We start from the raw sequence: 15,282 nt of genomic DNA, 5'->3' as shown, positions 1-15,282 counted from the left end.
TAATCAGGTGATTTTCCTTGTTTGAACTCATCTTCCTTGGCACCTCTGCATCGGCTCCTTCGATCCGGCGTAACCTGCCGGCAATTGTTGTTAAGCACGACGAACATCGGTTTCTAGTGGACTGTGGCGAAGGCACCCAGCGTCAAATCCTGCAGGCTGGGATTGGTTTCAAACGCCTCAACCGCATCCTGATCACTCACGGGCACCTCGACCATATTTTAGGGCTTGCGGGGTTGCTCTCTACGTTCATGCGCTGGGAGACCATTGACGAACTTGAGATCTTCGGCAGCCGTGGGGCGCTGGAACGCATCCACGACCTGCTCTTCGGGGTGGTCTTGCGCGGCGCTACCCCGCCCATGCCGCTCAACCTACGCCCAATTAGCAATGGTACCTTCTTTGAAGCCGAAGATTTCACGATTACTGCCTTCCCGGTTCAACACCGCGGTGCCGATAGTTTGGGCTTCCGCTTTGAAGAAAAAGGACGCCGCCCTTTCCTACCCGAAAAGGCCGAAGCCCTGGGCATTCCCAATGGCCCCTTACGGCGACAATTGGTCGAAGGCCAGGCAGTCACCCTACCCGATGGGCGGTTTATTACTCCCGACATGGTTCTTGGCGAGTACCGCCGCGGGACTCACCTGGTCATCGTCGGTGATGCTGGCGAAATTGACAGTCTGGTGGAGCCGTGTTACCAGGCCGATGCGCTGGTCATCGAGGCCACCTATCTGGAAGAAGAGGCCGAGATGGCCCGCCACTTTGGACATCTGACTGCCCGCCGTGCCGCCGAACTGGCCCGTCGGGCCGAGGTTAACGCCCTGATCCTGACCCACCTCTCACGGCGCTATCGTGAAAAGGACATCCTCCATGAGGCGCAGACGGTCTTCCCCAATGTGTTTGTTGCGCGAGATTTCGACATGTACCAGATCAAATACGGCGAGCCCCTGCGCCGTACTGAAAGCCGCACCAATGGCGGGTCTAACTAGAGCAACCGCCCAAGCGTCTCAACCAGGCGCTGAATCTGAGCCTCGGTATGGGTAGCAAAGATGGCGATGCGTAGCGCCCCACCGGGTGGCGTGCTGGAGTAGCGCGTCACATGGGCCACGCAGATATCCGCTTCCAACAAACGCCGTTGCAAAACCCCCAGATCAAGCCCGGGCTGGGCACGCAGGCAAAGAATGGGCACCGGCGTTTCGGGCAGATCCCACCCCAGCGCACGTAGCCCCGCCCGCGCTAGACCCACGTTCTGCCACAAGCGCTCACGCCGTTGGGGCTCTTCTAGCGCAATGCGCAACGCCATAGCCGAGGCCGCTGCTACCGGCAAGGGCGGTGGACTGGTAGCCACATAGACTGCAGAATGAACCAGCAAGCGTTGAATGCGCTCGGCTTGGTCGGTGACAATGCCCCCGTAACCACCCAACGCCTTGCTTAACGTGGCAGTGGAAAAACAACGCACGTCGCTCACTCCCCAGTAATCCGGCGTCCCGCGGCCATGTGCACCCAGTACACCCACTCCATGCGCATCATCTAACGCCACCAGACCATCATACTCCGCAACGATGCGCAAATACTCGGGTAGCGGGGCAATGTCACCTGAAATCGGAAATACGCCATCGCTGAGCACCAGCGGGCGCTCCCCCGGACGCAAATGCGTACGCAACTGGCGTGCCAAATCCTCGGCATCCAGGTGACGGAAAGACACTATTGGCAGGTTCGCCCCTCGCGCCGCATCCCAAACGCTGAAGTGAGCAGCCTCGTCCACGAAGAGGCGCTCGTAATGACCATGCAACCCCTGCACCAGTAAGGCCATCCCCAGATAACCTGTGGGCAGATAGAGCGCCTGTTCAGTGCCAAAATAGGTGCAAATGGCCTGCTCCAAGTCTGCATAAAGAGGATGCTCACCATAGCCACCGCGCGAGGTGGCTGTACTCAAACCAAACCGGGTCAAGGCTGCTTGGGCGGCGGCCAGAACCCGCGGATCACTCTGCAAACCCAGGTAACCAGTGCCGGAAAAATAATCGCATTCCCGACCCGCTACCCTCACACGTGGCCCAACCGGCGAGCTCAGCCCTTCTGTCATTGCTTAACCTGCCTCTAGAAAGGTACCGGTAGCCACCAATGACTCGCGCAAATGCGCTACTTGCCGCACATCGTCCTCGTACACACCGTTCCGCGAACGGGAAGAATGTAAAATGCGCCATCCTCCCAAACTGAGCGCCACATGCGTGATCGCACGGGACTCTCCCTTTTCGCCAAAGAAGAGCAAATCCCCAGGTTGAAGGTGGTCGGGGTCACACGTACGGCTGGCGGCTTGTTGCATATCGGCATCACGTGGCAGGGTCATCCCACTCAGCCGATGCACCAATTGCACAAAACCCGAGCAATCAATACCGTTCGCTGTAGTGCCTCCCCATAGGTAGGGCACACCAATCAGGCGATAAGCATCTTGGAGCATTTGGGTGCGCTGTGCCTCGGAGGTGCGCGGCAAAGCATCCAGCGCGCGCAGGTCCTCACGGGCCACCCAACCAGAAACATGCGTCTCTACCCACACCCAGCCTTGACGTGTCTCTTTCACGCACAGGGCTGTCCCGGCAAACAAACGACTCACCAGAGGGGCGTTGACATCGGGCTGAGTCCGAATCAAGCTGATCGGTGCAGCCACAAGATGGGTGGGCTCTTGAGAAGGTTGTTCACCGAGGTAAGGGCGATAGGTCCATCCTAGGTAGCCATCCGAGCAACGCACAAACACCCAGCGGTCTTTCTGTTCCAATACCTCTACCACAGCCCCCCAGAGTAATTGGGTCAACATTTCAGCCAGAAAGGAAGGTTCACGGTGCAGGCTGGTCAAGTTGGTGGCCACCGTCAGCACCGGATTATGCGGGTGGCGCAAGACGCGTAAAGCGTTATCATCCACCACCCAGCGCGTATCTTCAGCCAGAAAGGCTGCCCGCAAGGCTTGGCGATCCGCTTCCTCCAGCACGCGGCCACTCAAGCGCAGGTGCCATTCATCCGCCTCCTCAATTTTCACCTCAAACACATGCAAGCGCTCATCAGCGCGCTCGCGGGCCAAACGCTGTAAAACCACCTGGGCTTGCGCCATGAAGTCGGGCATGTTTGTAACCTCCTAAGCCACTGGAATGCGTTTGATGACGCCAATCCCCGGACGCGCGGGTAGCTGAATGCGCCCATCAAGGTCATAGATCAAACCCTCAAAGGGATCGTTAGCGATCAAGAGCGGGGCATCCAGGTCTAGCCAATCGGCCAGGGCAGCCAAGTGAGCCATCGCTGTTGTGCCCAGAGAGGTTTCAATCATACACCCTAGCAAGACCCGCATGCCCAAGTCACGCGCCCGACGAATAATCCGCAATGCTGCGAGGAGCCCCCCCGTCTTCATAAGTTTGACATTGATCCCACCGACCCCTGCCGCAGCCAGTCGCTCCACATCCGTATAAGTTTGTAGGGACTCATCGGCAACTATGGGGATGGCGGTCATTTGTTGCAACTGTCCCATCTCGGCCAGCGCTGTTCGGGGTAATGGCTGTTCAATTATGGACACCCGCAGAGCCTCCAGCCGCGGCAAATAGGCTTTAGCCTCCTCCAGGCTCCAGCCAGCGTTGGCATCCACGCGGATTTCAGCCTCTGGCCGTGCGGCTCGGACGGCTTCCAGGCGTTTGAGAGCTTCGGCGCCCCCTAGTTTAAGTTTCAAAATCGGATAAGAGCGCATGCGTTGCGCCATTTCGGCCATGGCGTCAGGAGTATCTATGGCGATTGTCACCGAGGTTGGCAAAGCCGGTGGCGCCGAGAGACCTAGCCAGCGATATAAGGGTTGACCAGCCTGGCGCGCCAGATAATCCAGCGCTGCCATCTCCAGCGCACAACGAGCAGGAGCCGGGCCGCTCTCCCCCACCCAGGCCGGTAAATCCTCTAATGACCGGGGCGGATTCAAATCACCTCGGGCGCGTTGCTCCCAAAAGGCCTCAAAGGTGGTTAAATCAACTCCGTAGTAAGGAGGCAACGTGGCCTCCCCCCATCCTTGATCCTCCCCCAATCGCAGCCAATACGTCTGACGCGTTTCGCTCACCCCGTAGGAAAGGCGAAACGGGTGCCTCAACACCAAGGTCAAGCGCTCCCATCGAAGAGAAAGGATTGAGGCCATAAACCTCCTTATCGGGAGGGAGTTACTCACTCATCTTCTTCCTCGCCCTGTCGCAGGCGCAGATAGGACTCGTAGCGATGGGGATGAATCTTGCCCTGCGCCACCGCCTCACGCACCGCACAGCCCGGTTCTGTAGTGTGCGTGCAATCGTTGAACTGGCATTGGGAAACCAAATCGCGGATCTCCGGGAAATAACCATCTAGTTCCTCGGGCTGGGTATCCCAGAGAGCCAGCGTACGCAACCCTGGCATATCCGCCACGTAGCCGCCCCCCTCCAAGGGGAACAACTGGCGCACAACCGTGGTGTGGCGACCTTTCCCCCCTTTCTCACGGACACTACCCACCGCCAGCCCAAGGTCCGGTTGGATAGCGTTGAGCAAGCTACTTTTACCCACCCCAGAAGGCCCGGCCAGTGCCGAGAGTTTGCCAATGAGGTGGGCCTTCAGTTCTGCCACCCCATAGCCCACTTTGGCCGAGGTATAAAGCACTGGATAACCCAAAGGTGGGTAGATTGAGAAGATCTCCTGCGCACGCTCCAGTCCCACCAGATCCACTTTATTTGCCACAATGAGCACCGGAATCTGCTGTTTCTCGGCAATAACCAGGAAACGATCCAGCATGCGCAACCGTGGTTCAGGCTGGGCACAAGCAAAAACCAGAACCAGTTGATCAGGGTTGGCTAGAAGGACCTGCTGGTAAGTTCCCCGCGCCGTGGGAGCACGACGCTCTAGGGCACGCTGACGGGGTGCCACGGCCTCAATCACACCACTGCCATCCGAGAGCAAGGTCACCCGCACCCAATCCCCTACGGCCACCACATCCCCCTGACGGTGCATCTTCTTCAAGCGCCCGCGCAAACGGCAAACCACACTCTGCCCACCGCGCATACGCACGGTGTAAAAGCCCGACTGGGCACGCACTACCTGGCCCCAAGTAGGATCGGCCGTAACTGAAGCAGATGACGTGCTCATGGCGTGGGAGTTTCCTCCGGGGGAAGCGGGGTTTCGGTTGGTACAGGTGTGGGGGTTGGCGTCTCTGTGTAGAGCGGTGTGGGGGTGCGTGTTACGTAGAGCGAGGCTTCCCACGGGTAGAGGCGCAGGGGCTTCCCGTAGAAATAATCCTCAATCACACGGCGGAAGATGGGTGCCGCTACCTCGGAGCCTTCGCCCCCATTCTCGACCAGGACCACCACCGCAATATCCGGTTTATCGCTGCGTCTAGCATCCGTGTAACCGGCAAACCAAGCATGCGGCTTGCCCGCCGGGTTCGTCGCGGTGCCCGTTTTGCCGTAGATTGGGATTTGCAATCCGATCAAAGCGTAATGAGCTGTGCCACGCGGGTTACTAACCACACTGCGCATGGCCTCCTGGATGATCTTGAGATTCTCAGGAGAAACGGGCAACTGCCCGCGCACCTCGGGCTTGAAAGCATACACCGATTCCCCATCTGGATTGGTAATTTTTTCCACCACTTGCGGACGGTAAAGCGTGCCACCATTCCCAACCGCCGCGATGAAATCTGCCACTTGCAAGGGGGTTACCAGCATAGCGCCTTGCCCAATGGCCAATTGGACCGCATCGTTCTCGCTGGTTGGATCGGGAATGTTCCCCGCCACCTCGGGCAACTGCTCAATGCCTGTAGGGCTGCCCAGCCCGAACGCCCGTGCCATTTTGCTAACGTCCTGCGGGCGATTCTGGCGATAAAGATCCAGGCCAATGTGATAGAACCAAGGATTGCAGGAACGCATCAGGCCTTCCGGCAGAGTCAAGGTACCGCTAGGGGGTTTCCCCTTTTCATAAGTCCAATCGTAAAGGGTTAACCCCGGGATCTCAGTAAAAGTGTGACCGCATTCATAAGTGGAATCAGCGGTAAACAAACCGCTCTCTAGAGCCGCCGCCATGGTGACGATCTTGAACACCGACCCTAATGGGTAGGCGCTCTGGGTGGCCCGATTGAGCAAAGGAGTGGTGGTGGCATCAAAGACTTGATTTAATAACCAGCCGCTGTTGTAGTTGTTCGGATCAAACAAATTGGGATCAAAACTCGGCGCGGAGGCCAAGGCCAAAATGCGCCCGGTATCCCGCTCAAGCACCACGATGGCGCCACGAAAGCCCTCAATGGCTTTCTGCACCTGCACCTGGAAATCCTTATCCAGCGTAGTGTAGATCGAATAGGCGGGCTGAGCATCCCGCTGGCCCAGTCGGGTAAGGATGTTGCCTTGTGCATCCACCACGTATAACGCTGCACCGCGCTGGCCCGCCAGATAGGCCTCTCCCCATCGCTCCAAGCCAGCCATACCCACCCGTTCATCCCCACGGTAGCCCTTCCGCTTATACTCCTCCAGAGCCTCCGCCGGAATGGGCTGAACATACCCCGTCACATGCGGGGCGGCACTATCGAAATAGTACCGCGTATTATAGGTGCGCATTACTAGGCCACTGAGGTTGGAGAGTACGCTGTAACGCCGTTGCACCGCTTGGGCCGAAACATCCCCCACTGGAATATACCAATCAGGCGCTGCATACTGATAAAGCGAGCGTATATAATCCGGATTCAGACCGGTCAGGTTGGCTAATTCGGTCAGCAGAGTGCCTTCTTGATCGGGATCAATCTGACCAGGGATGATCCCCAAGGCCACGGCATCCGTCTGGGCAGCCAGTGCATTCCCTCGACTATCGTAAATGTTTCCTCGCGCCGGAATGGTAATATCCATCATCAAACGGTTGCCGCCCCGTAATTCGGGCAGGATCATACCATCCTCCCACTGCACCTTCCAGGTTCCGTCCTGAAGGGCCAAGTTCATCACCATCTCGCGACTGAGATCCCCCAGTAGAACGGTGTGAAACGTGACCTGATAGGCCACCTGAGCATTAGTGGGGTTGGTCAGGGTTGACAGGATGGCATACTCCAACCCGCTTAGGCTCATGGTTGCGGCCACCTCGCGATAGCGCCGAGTAAACGCCTCTTCGCTCAGGGCATCCTGGCTTAGACGCGTCAGCATCGCATACATGCTGGGGTAATCCTCCGCCTTCCACGCTGCCAAAAAAGCATTTGCCGCCGCCCGTACATCCGGCACAGACGTCACATTAACCATCGGTTCGCCCAGGCTAGGCTGCGCCAGAGGGCTCGTCGGCGTTGCCACGCTGGGGTAGCACGCCCCCACCAGCAGCGCCGTCACAACCAACACCAACCCTCCTGTATGCCAGCCTACCCGAGTAACCAACTTTTGCATGGTTCGCAGCAATGGATTAGCCCTCATCTTCGCCTTCCAGGATTGCCCGATAGACCGGGCAGGTATAATTCAAGTTCTTTTGGCATACTGCCGGTACATCTACTGGTGGCTCAAATCCCAAGACCGCCATTGTACGCACCAAATGGCACAGTGGGAGTCCCATCACACTGGCATAACAGCCCTCAAAATCTGCCACCGGATGGAAATCAGGGCTCTGAATAGCATAGGCACCTGCCTTGTCCATGGGATCGCCGCTGGCAATGTAAGCCTCAATTTCTGCCTCGCTATAGGCCCGCATGGGCACCAGGGAACGGCACACATCGGTGATTAAGTCGCCACTCCGGCGATCAATAAGGGCAATGGCCGTATACACCTCGTGCACCCGAGCGCGCAGGCGGCGCAGAAAGTCTGCGGCCTGTTCCGGCGACTCGGGTTTTCCCAGCACCTCATCCTCCAGCGCCACCACTGTATCAGCTGCCAGGATGACCGTTGCCTCCGTTTCAAATTCGGTAGCAGCCAAGGCTTTTTCCTGAGCCAGCCGCACCACATACTCGCGCGGGGACTCATCGAGCGCCTGAGTCTCATCCAAGTTGACTGGACGGACTTCAAACGCCCAGCCCGTCCACGAAAGCAATACCCGACGTCGGGGAGAATTTGACGCTAATAAAATGAGGGGAGCATCCATAATTGCTTATGATTTTATCACACCCTACTGATGTGCCCCCTGGGGGATCAGCTCACCTCGCTCACGCAGGCGGGATAATTTTTACCAAGCCTTTCAAGGCAACCCTAGGCAAGCCTGTATCAATGTCCGATATCCTACCACAGCCTGTTCCACTGACTCAATAGCCACCCATTCATCCACCGTATGAGCTTGTGCTAAGTCCCCCGGCCCATAAATAAAGCAGGGGACTCCGGCTGCCGCTGCTGCAGAGGCGTTACTGCCAAAGCCCGCCGCTAGCGTCTCTGCCGGCAAGCCTTGGGATCGCAAGGCCTCCAAGAGACGAACCCGCCAGGCATGCTCAGCAGGCAACTTCCAACCCACCAGAAAATCCTCGCGCTCCAACACGTAGCCGGTGTAGCAGGTTTGGCGCAGTCGCGCCAGGGCGATTTTCACCCCTTCCAGCCCTACCATGGCCCGGGTCAGGCGGGTTTGCAAAGAGAGAGGGGTCTCATCCGGCAACAGGCGGGCCACCAGATGCACCTGGCATTCCGGTGGGACTACGTTGATATTGGGGTAGGGGTGCGAGATGATATCGGTCACTTCAAACACCTCGCTCCCCAGATCCTCGTCCCATCGGCGTGGCAGGCCCGCAATGCGCGCCAAAACTTGCATCATGCGAGTAATCGCATTGATCCCCTGCTCAGGATGCGAGGTGTGCGCTGCGCGCCCAGTGGTCCTGATCTCCAATGTGGCCCGTCCCTTTTGAGCCACCCCCAAACGCAACGCGGTAGGCTCTCCTGTAATAAATACCTCCGGCCGCTCGGTGACCACGAGCCCCTCCACCGCACCCGCCGTTAAGGACTCTTCCATCACGGTAGCCGCCAGCACTACCCGCCCACGCAACTCTGAGCGGGGGAGAGAGGCCACCGCTGCCAGCATCGCCGCCAGCGAGGCATGCGTATCGGCAGCACCACGTCCCCACACCCGCCCAGCGCTCACCTCGCCAGCATAGGGAGGGCAGCGCCAATCCTGCTCATCACCCGGCGGCACTACATCCATATGAGCCTCAAGCAACAGGGTAGGGCCGGAACTTTCTCCCCGCCAATCCCCTATCACATTGCCGTAAAGATCTCGGCGTACCGCCTCAAAGCCCAGGCGCTGCATCTGGGCTTGGACAAAATCCGCCGCTGCTCGCTCTCCACCTGAGGGAGCCGGAATGCGCACCAAATCCACTAGCAACCGCAGGGCCTCGCCGGTGGCCACCTCAAGGGGTAGCACGGGGCTCATGTGACATTCCGCAGCCGCGGGTCCAAGACATCCCGCAGGCCATCCCCCAGGAGGTTAAAGCCCAGAACGGCCAGCGAGATCGCCAGGCCGGGGTAGATCACTACATACGGGGCTTGCTCCATGTACTTTCGCCCGTCGTACAACATGACCCCCCAACTGGCCTGCGGCGGTGGCACCCCCAACCCCAAGAAACTCAAGGAGGCTTCCACCACAATCGCCGCAGCGAAGTACGTGGTAGTGACCACAATGATGGGAGCCATAATATTGGGTAAAATGTGCCGAAAGAGAATAAGCCACTCCCGCTGACCGATACAGCGCGCTGCCTCGACGTACTCCTTCTCCTTTTCGGCCAGAATCGAGGAACGCACCGTGCGTGCAAAAATGGGAATGCGCACGATGGCAATGGCCGTCATCACCGTCACCAGCCCCTGACCAAAAGCTGCTACTAGCGCTAGCGCCAGCAGAATGGCCGGAAAGGCATAGATGGCATCCATGATGCTCATCAGCACGGTGTCCACCGACTTACCCAGATACCCGGCTGCCATTCCCACAAACAAACCCACAATCGTGCCCAACGCCACGGAGACGACCCCCACTTGCAGCGATATGCGCGAGCCATATACCACGCGCGAGAAAACATCGCGCCCCAGGTGATCTGTACCCATCAGGTGTAGTGAACTGGGGGGTTGCAAGCGATCCTTCAGTCGAATCTCGAGGGGATCATAAGGGGCGATCACATCTGCGAAGATGGCAGTGAACACTATCAATGCGGTCAGGATCATTCCCACCAGCGCTAGGCGGTGACGCAACAGTCGAAAGAAAACCCGTTCGCTCAGGCGACGCTGCCGTAGCGCAGGTTCCATAGAAGCAATCACTCGGGCTTGTGTCGTTGCCATAGGTCGGTAAAAGGGAGTGGGGGCGCCGGTCTCGCTGCGGCGAAGCGCCCCCATCTCTGAACCCTGTTATTTATCTAACCAGGTGGTATTCAAGCCCTCGGAAGCGTCCATCATCATCAACATGGGGGCATTGCCCGGACGGTATCCCTTGACGTAGTTGCGCCAGCCTTCTACCCAAGGCAAACCGAGCACATACATGGTTGCCGCGTCATCCTGCACCAGTTGCAAAACTTGCTTGTAGATTTCTTTGCGTTTGGCGACATCCACTTCGGAAATTCCCTGCTCCAACAATTCGTCCATCTTGGGGTTGCTGTAACCGCCTACTAGCCAGTTCCCACTGCTCTTGGGGGTCAAGTAGCCATAGGGGCGGTCAGGATCGAAGATGCCGGTCATGGTGCCCATCAGCAGGTCGTAATCCAGGGCTTTACCGCGAGCATTCCAGGCCGCCGCATCCACAATATCAAACTTGACCTTGAAGCCCACCTGCGAGAGCATAGCGTCAATGATCTCAGCCGCGTCTTTCTGGTTGGGCATCAGCAGCATGGTGATCTCTGTGCCTTCTTTGAGGCCAGCCTTCTGGAAGTACTCCTTGGCCTTTTGCAGGTCAGGCTGGATCATCGGCACATCTAGATACCACACATCCTCTGGCACAAAGGGTTGATTGTGTACCTGACCGAGCCCAAAGTAAACCGCCTCATTGTAGGCTTCGCGGTCGAAGGCATACTGCACTGCCATGCGGGCATTGAGATCGTTAAAGGGCGGGCGCGTGTGATTCATGACCAGGCGGGCACCGGAGTTGAAATAGTACACCACCACCGTGAAGTTGGGATCCGGATTGTCTAGCAGGCGCTTCACATCGGCAAGGGGCAGTTCCTCGGTCATATCCACCTCGCCCGTGCGCAACGCGTTCAACCGCACCACCGGATCGGTAATGACCTTGAGCACCACCCCATCCAGGTAGGGTTCGCCCTCTTTCCAGTACTGATCGAAACGCTTGAGCGTGTAGGACTCACCCGGTTTGAAAGAATCCAGCATGAAGGGGCCAGTGCCGATCAGTTTGGTCACGTTGCCTTCTGCGTCGTAACTATCGCGGTGAATGATCCCGGAGCGATTGAGCAGCGCTAGGTAAGACAGGAATGGCCCAGCTCCTTTCTCAATGGTCATCTTAACCGTCCGTGGGTCCACCACCTCAACCTTGAGCCCAATATTGAGGTAGGTGTTGCGCATCACCGCACCTGATTTTTCGTCCAGGATGCGGTCAAAGATCCACTTGACATCATCGGCGGTTAGGTCCGCCCCATTGTGGAACTTGACCCCTGGGCGCAGGTGGAAGATCCACTCCTTGCCATCCGCTGAAGTCTCCCAGCTCTCTGCCAGCACGCCCACAAACTTGCCGCTACGATCCGGCGCCACCAGTTGCTGCACTACCAGCCCGTTCAGGCGGATATCCCCATATTGAATGGCCTTGAGCGGGTCCAGGGTGGTAACGTCCTCTTTCATGGCAAAGGTGATCACGCCGCCGTATTTTGGTCCCGCCGGGGCTTCAGTGGTAGCCACCTCTTGAGGGGGTACGGTCGGAGGCAGAGTGGCGGGCGGCTTTTCGGGAGGTGTGGTGGGTGCAGGGGTTGCCGCTGGTTGGCAAGCACTCACCACCAGCACCAGTGCAACTAGTAAAGTTAGCCACTTCAGGTATTTGGTTTTCATTTTTTCCTCCTTCTCCTCTGGTTCAGATTCTGAGAAGAGCCACTCAAGCTCTCTACTCCAGACGAATGCGCGGGTCCAAGAGCGTGTAGATGAAATCTACCAGGAGATTCACGAGGACCACCATTACCGCCACTGCCATAATGACCCCTTGAACCACCGGGTAATCGCGCGCAAAAATGCTATCCACAATGAGCAAGCCAATTCCGGGCCAGGCAAAGACGGTTTCTACAATCACCGCGCCTCCGATTAAAAAAGCCAGTTGCAGGCCAATCATGGTCACCGTTGGGATCAACGCATTACGCAGGGCATGCTCCCACAGCACCTTATGCTCGGGCAAGCCCATCCCACGGGCTGTGCGCACGTAGTCTTTGCCTAGTTCTTCCAAGAGGCTGGAGCGCGTCAAACGCGTTGTGGTACCTGCCAGTGACCAGCCAAGGGTCACCGCGGGCAGGATAATGTGACGCAGAAACCGACCAAAATTCTCCTGAGGAGGCACGTAACCGATAGAAGGCAACCACCCAAGCACGATCGCAAAGAGGAGGACCAGCATAATGCCGGACCAGAATTGCGGCAGCGAGATACCTAGAATGGCAAAGCCAATCGCTCCCAGATCAGCCCACGAATTGCGCTTAACTGCCGAGAGAATCCCCAAGGGAATGGCCAGCACAACCGAGAATAATAAAGCCGCCAGCGAGAGGTAGAGCGTCGCTGGCAGCCGTTGCAAAATCAGGTCAAGAACCGGCATTTGCGCGCGGTAGGAGCGCCCCAGGTCACCCGTCAAGGCCCGCCCCAACCACTTGATGTACTGTACTACCAGCGGCTGGTCAAGCCCCAGGCTGCGCTCCAAAGCCGCCCGCCGCGCCGGGTCTAGCCCCTCTGCACCATACATGACATCCACCGGATCACCTGGGATCATGCGGATCAACAAAAAGACGATCACGGTCATCAGGAAAAAGACCGGTACGAGCGCCAGGGCTCTGCGAATGAAGTACCTCAGCACATTACACTCCAGGTTAGTGCATCTTTATTCATGGGAGGAATTCACCGGGGATAATCTCATTATAAGAAAATTGCGCCAGGAGTCAATATGTCAGACAAAATGTGTGACGAATGTCACACCTGCATAGGGCCTGCTTGTTCCTCTACCCAAGTCGACCGTTTTGTCTTAAAATGTCCACACAATCAACACCTCGGGAGGGGATAGCATGCAGGCCCTAAAAGAGCGCATTCTTAGAGAAGGCAAAAATCTGGGGGGAGGCATTCTAAAAGTTGATAATTTCATCAATCATCAGGTAGATCCGTTGCTTATGGACGCCTGCGGGGCAGAACTGGCGCGTCGTTTCGCTCATGTCAAACCCACCCGTGTCCTCACCGCCGAGATTTCAGGGATTGCACCAGCCCTGACAACAGCCAAGCACCTAGGCATCCCGGTCGTCTATGCCCGCAAAAGCAAACCCATCACCATGCCCAATCAGGTTTACCTCACCATTGCACCCTCCCACACCAAAGGCCAAATGGTTGAACTGATTGTCTCACCTGAATATCTCAAACCTGGGGAGCGTGTGCTCATCATTGATGACTTTCTTGCAACCGGGCAAACCATCCTGGGGCTGGTACGCCTAACCGAAGCCGCCGGGGCAACCGTGGTGGGTATCGGCACGCTGATTGAAAAGACTTTTGAAGGGGGGCGCAAAGCTCTGGAACACCTGGGCGTGCCCATTGAATCACTGGCCGTCATCACCTCTATGGACAATGGACAAATCATTCTGGCGCCATGAACACAGGCATTGCCATCCTCGATTTCGGTTCTCAGTATAGCCAGTTGATTGCCCGGCGGGTGCGTGAGCTCCAGGTGTACTGTGAACTCTTCCCCTGGGACGCCCCAGCCGAACAGGTGATGGCACTGCGCCCTCGGGGATTCATCCTTTCCGGGGGACCTGCCTCGGTGTATGCACCAGACGCCCCTCAGATTCCTCGTTATGTCCTAGAGTCGGGACGCCCCATCCTGGGTATTTGCTATGGTATGCAAGCACTGGCTCACGCTCTAGGGGGAAAAGTCGCTCCGGCCCCCGAACGGGAGTACGGGCCAGCAGAGATTGAGACCCTGACACCCAATCCCCTGCTGCCTATGGGCCGGCAACGCGTCTGGATGTCCCATGGTGACCGCATCGAGGCCCTGCCCGCAGGTTTCCAAATACTCGCACGCACTCCTAACAGCCCCGTTGCTGCCATGGGCGACCTCGCCCGACACTACTACGGGGTTCAATTTCACCCTGAAGTGCATCACACGCCGGGGGGCAAGGAGATCTTGCGCCGCTTTGTGATGGATATTTGCGGTGCTACGCCGGATTGGACCCCCGCTTCCATCATTACCCAGGCCGTGGAACACATTCGCGCCCAAGTGGGTAGTGAACGCGCGCTGGCAGCGGTCAGTGGCGGGGTGGATTCGAGTGTGGCGGCTGCTCTGGTGCAGCGCGCCATTGGTGAGCAACTGGTAGCCGTTTTTGTGGATACCGGCCTGCTCCGTCAGGGCGAACGTGAGCAGGTGGAAATCACCTTCCGGAAGACCCTAGGCGCCAATCTAATCGTCGTGGATGCCGCGGAAACTTTCCTCAACGCACTGAAAGGGGTTACCGACCCTGAGCAGAAGCGGCGCATTATCGGCGAAACATTTATTCGCGTATTCGAACGCGAGGCGCGCCGTTTAGGTACGATTCGCTTTTTGGTGCAGGGCACCATCTACCCGGATGTTGTTGAATCCAGCGCCCCCGACCGCTCACGCGCCCAGCGTATCAAGACTCACCACAATGTGGGCGGGCTGCCGGCTGACCTGAGTTTCGAACTGATTGAGCCCTTACGTTATCTCTTCAAAGACGAAGTGCGCCTGGTGGGAGAGGCGTTGGGATTGCCGCCGGGGTTGGTGTGGCGTCAACCCTTCCCTGGACCGGGGTTGGCTGTGCGTTGCTTGGGCGAGGTCACCGCGGAGCGCCTGGCCCGTCTGCGCGCCGCTGATGCGATCTTCACCAGCGAACTGGAACGCGCCGGGTTCCTGCAACAGCGCCCCGTAAGTGCTGAGGAATCGGCAGTCGCTCAGGCCTTTGCCGTGTTATTACCGGTGCAATCGGTGGGCGTGATGGGTGACCAGCGTACCTACCAGGATGTAATTGCCCTGCGGGCCGTAACCACCCAGGACTTTATGACCGCTCATTGGGCGCGTCTGCCCAACGACTTACTGGAGCGCATTGCCAACCGTATTGTCAACGAAGTGGACGGAATCAACCGTGTCGTGTATGATATTACCAGTAAGCCGCCCGCAACTATTGAATGGGAATGATCCATTTGTGTACCA

13 protein-coding genes are annotated in these 15,282 nt (G+C 57.8%); 3 read left to right on the top strand and 10 right to left on the bottom strand.

Features of this window, described 5'->3' with window-relative positions; all coding sequences use genetic code 11:
- Positions 1–17: 17 nt before the first annotated feature.
- A complete protein-coding gene (rnz, locus tag Q0721_RS00380) occupies positions 18–980 on the top strand; it encodes a ribonuclease Z (protein WP_299024143.1) in 963 nt (320 codons plus the stop codon).
- Here the strand turns inward: rnz and Q0721_RS00375 are convergent.
- The 10 genes from Q0721_RS00375 to nikB form a co-directional block, all read right to left on the bottom strand.
- A complete protein-coding gene (locus Q0721_RS00375; RefSeq protein ID WP_299024141.1) occupies positions 977–2,074 on the bottom strand; it encodes a pyridoxal phosphate-dependent aminotransferase family protein in 1,098 nt (365 codons plus the stop codon). The genes rnz and Q0721_RS00375 overlap by 4 nt on opposite strands.
- 3 nt (positions 2,075–2,077) lie before the next feature.
- Positions 2,078–3,106 (bottom strand): C40 family peptidase, encoded by a 1,029-nt coding sequence (locus Q0721_RS00370; RefSeq protein WP_299024139.1) that lies wholly within the window; start codon positions 3,104–3,106, stop codon positions 2,078–2,080.
- 12 nt (positions 3,107–3,118) lie between these two features.
- Positions 3,119–4,150 carry a mandelate racemase/muconate lactonizing enzyme family protein gene (locus Q0721_RS00365; RefSeq protein ID WP_299024137.1) on the bottom strand — a complete coding sequence of 344 codons (1,032 nt, stop codon included), beginning with the start codon at positions 4,148–4,150 and terminating at the stop codon, positions 3,119–3,121.
- 26 nt (positions 4,151–4,176) lie between these two features.
- Positions 4,177–5,121, bottom strand: coding sequence for a ribosome small subunit-dependent GTPase A (gene rsgA, locus Q0721_RS00360; RefSeq protein ID WP_299024135.1), 945 nt, complete (start codon positions 5,119–5,121; stop codon positions 4,177–4,179).
- The gene (locus tag Q0721_RS00355; protein ID WP_299024133.1) at positions 5,118–7,409 is read right to left on the bottom strand and encodes a penicillin-binding transpeptidase domain-containing protein; all 2,292 of its coding nucleotides are present in this window, start codon (positions 7,407–7,409) and stop codon (positions 5,118–5,120) included. Before Q0721_RS00355 ends, rsgA begins: the two co-directional genes overlap by 4 nt.
- The gene (locus tag Q0721_RS00350; RefSeq protein WP_299024131.1) at positions 7,399–8,067 is read right to left on the bottom strand and encodes a Maf family protein; all 669 of its coding nucleotides are present in this window, start codon (positions 8,065–8,067) and stop codon (positions 7,399–7,401) included. Before Q0721_RS00350 ends, Q0721_RS00355 begins: the two co-directional genes overlap by 11 nt.
- A 93-nt stretch (positions 8,068–8,160) precedes the next feature.
- Positions 8,161–9,333, bottom strand: coding sequence for a M20/M25/M40 family metallo-hydrolase (locus Q0721_RS00345; protein ID WP_299024129.1), 1,173 nt, complete (start codon positions 9,331–9,333; stop codon positions 8,161–8,163).
- A complete protein-coding gene (locus Q0721_RS00340) occupies positions 9,330–10,283 on the bottom strand; it encodes an ABC transporter permease (protein ID WP_299024127.1) in 954 nt (317 codons plus the stop codon). Before Q0721_RS00340 ends, Q0721_RS00345 begins: the two co-directional genes overlap by 4 nt.
- Positions 10,284–10,295: 12 nt before the next feature.
- Positions 10,296–11,933, bottom strand: a complete 1,638-nt coding sequence (locus Q0721_RS00335; protein WP_299024125.1) for an ABC transporter substrate-binding protein — start codon at positions 11,931–11,933, stop codon at positions 10,296–10,298.
- 52 nt (positions 11,934–11,985) lie between these two features.
- The gene (gene nikB / locus Q0721_RS00330) at positions 11,986–12,933 is read right to left on the bottom strand and encodes a nickel ABC transporter permease (RefSeq protein WP_299024123.1); all 948 of its coding nucleotides are present in this window, start codon (positions 12,931–12,933) and stop codon (positions 11,986–11,988) included.
- Positions 12,934–13,138: 205 nt separating this feature from the next.
- On the opposite strand from nikB, the gene xpt reads away from it, so the two are divergent.
- Together xpt and guaA are read left to right on the top strand one after the other, a co-directional pair.
- Complete coding sequence (gene xpt, locus Q0721_RS00325; protein WP_299024121.1) at positions 13,139–13,711, top strand: xanthine phosphoribosyltransferase; 573 nt, start codon at positions 13,139–13,141, stop codon at positions 13,709–13,711.
- Entirely contained in the window at positions 13,708–15,267 is a 1,560-nt protein-coding gene (gene guaA, locus Q0721_RS00320; protein WP_299024119.1) for a glutamine-hydrolyzing GMP synthase, read from the top strand. Before xpt ends, guaA begins: the two co-directional genes overlap by 4 nt.
- Positions 15,268–15,282: the final 15 nt, after the last annotated feature.

It is taken from the genome of uncultured Thermanaerothrix sp., from assembly GCF_938028735.1.
Taxonomy (GTDB): Bacteria; Chloroflexota; Anaerolineae; order Anaerolineales; family Anaerolineaceae; genus Thermanaerothrix.
The sequence above is the reverse complement of the archived record's forward strand: the minus strand, read 5'-3'. Positions and strand labels throughout refer to the sequence as shown.

Excerpts from the sequence above, each read along its gene's own strand:
- Q0721_RS00375 (WP_299024141.1), bottom strand. The coding sequence starts at position 2,074 with ATGACAGAAGGGCTGAGCTCGCCGGTTGGGCCACGTGTGAGGGTAGCG.
- Q0721_RS00370 (WP_299024139.1), bottom strand. The coding sequence starts at position 3,106 with ATGCCCGACTTCATGGCGCAAGCCCAGGTGGTTTTACAGCGTTTGGCC.
- Q0721_RS00365 (WP_299024137.1), bottom strand. The coding sequence starts at position 4,150 with ATGGCCTCAATCCTTTCTCTTCGATGGGAGCGCTTGACCTTGGTGTTG.
- rsgA (WP_299024135.1), bottom strand. The coding sequence starts at position 5,121 with ATGAGCACGTCATCTGCTTCAGTTACGGCCGATCCTACTTGGGGCCAG.
- Q0721_RS00355 (WP_299024133.1), bottom strand. The coding sequence starts at position 7,409 with ATGAGGGCTAATCCATTGCTGCGAACCATGCAAAAGTTGGTTACTCGG.
- Q0721_RS00350 (WP_299024131.1), bottom strand. The coding sequence starts at position 8,067 with ATGGATGCTCCCCTCATTTTATTAGCGTCAAATTCTCCCCGACGTCGG.
- Q0721_RS00345 (WP_299024129.1), bottom strand. The coding sequence starts at position 9,333 with ATGAGCCCCGTGCTACCCCTTGAGGTGGCCACCGGCGAGGCCCTGCGG.
- Q0721_RS00340 (WP_299024127.1), bottom strand. The coding sequence starts at position 10,283 with ATGGGGGCGCTTCGCCGCAGCGAGACCGGCGCCCCCACTCCCTTTTAC.
- Q0721_RS00335 (WP_299024125.1), bottom strand. The coding sequence starts at position 11,933 with ATGAAAACCAAATACCTGAAGTGGCTAACTTTACTAGTTGCACTGGTG.
- xpt (WP_299024121.1), top strand. The coding sequence starts at position 13,139 with ATGCAGGCCCTAAAAGAGCGCATTCTTAGAGAAGGCAAAAATCTGGGG.
- guaA (WP_299024119.1), top strand. The coding sequence starts at position 13,708 with ATGAACACAGGCATTGCCATCCTCGATTTCGGTTCTCAGTATAGCCAG.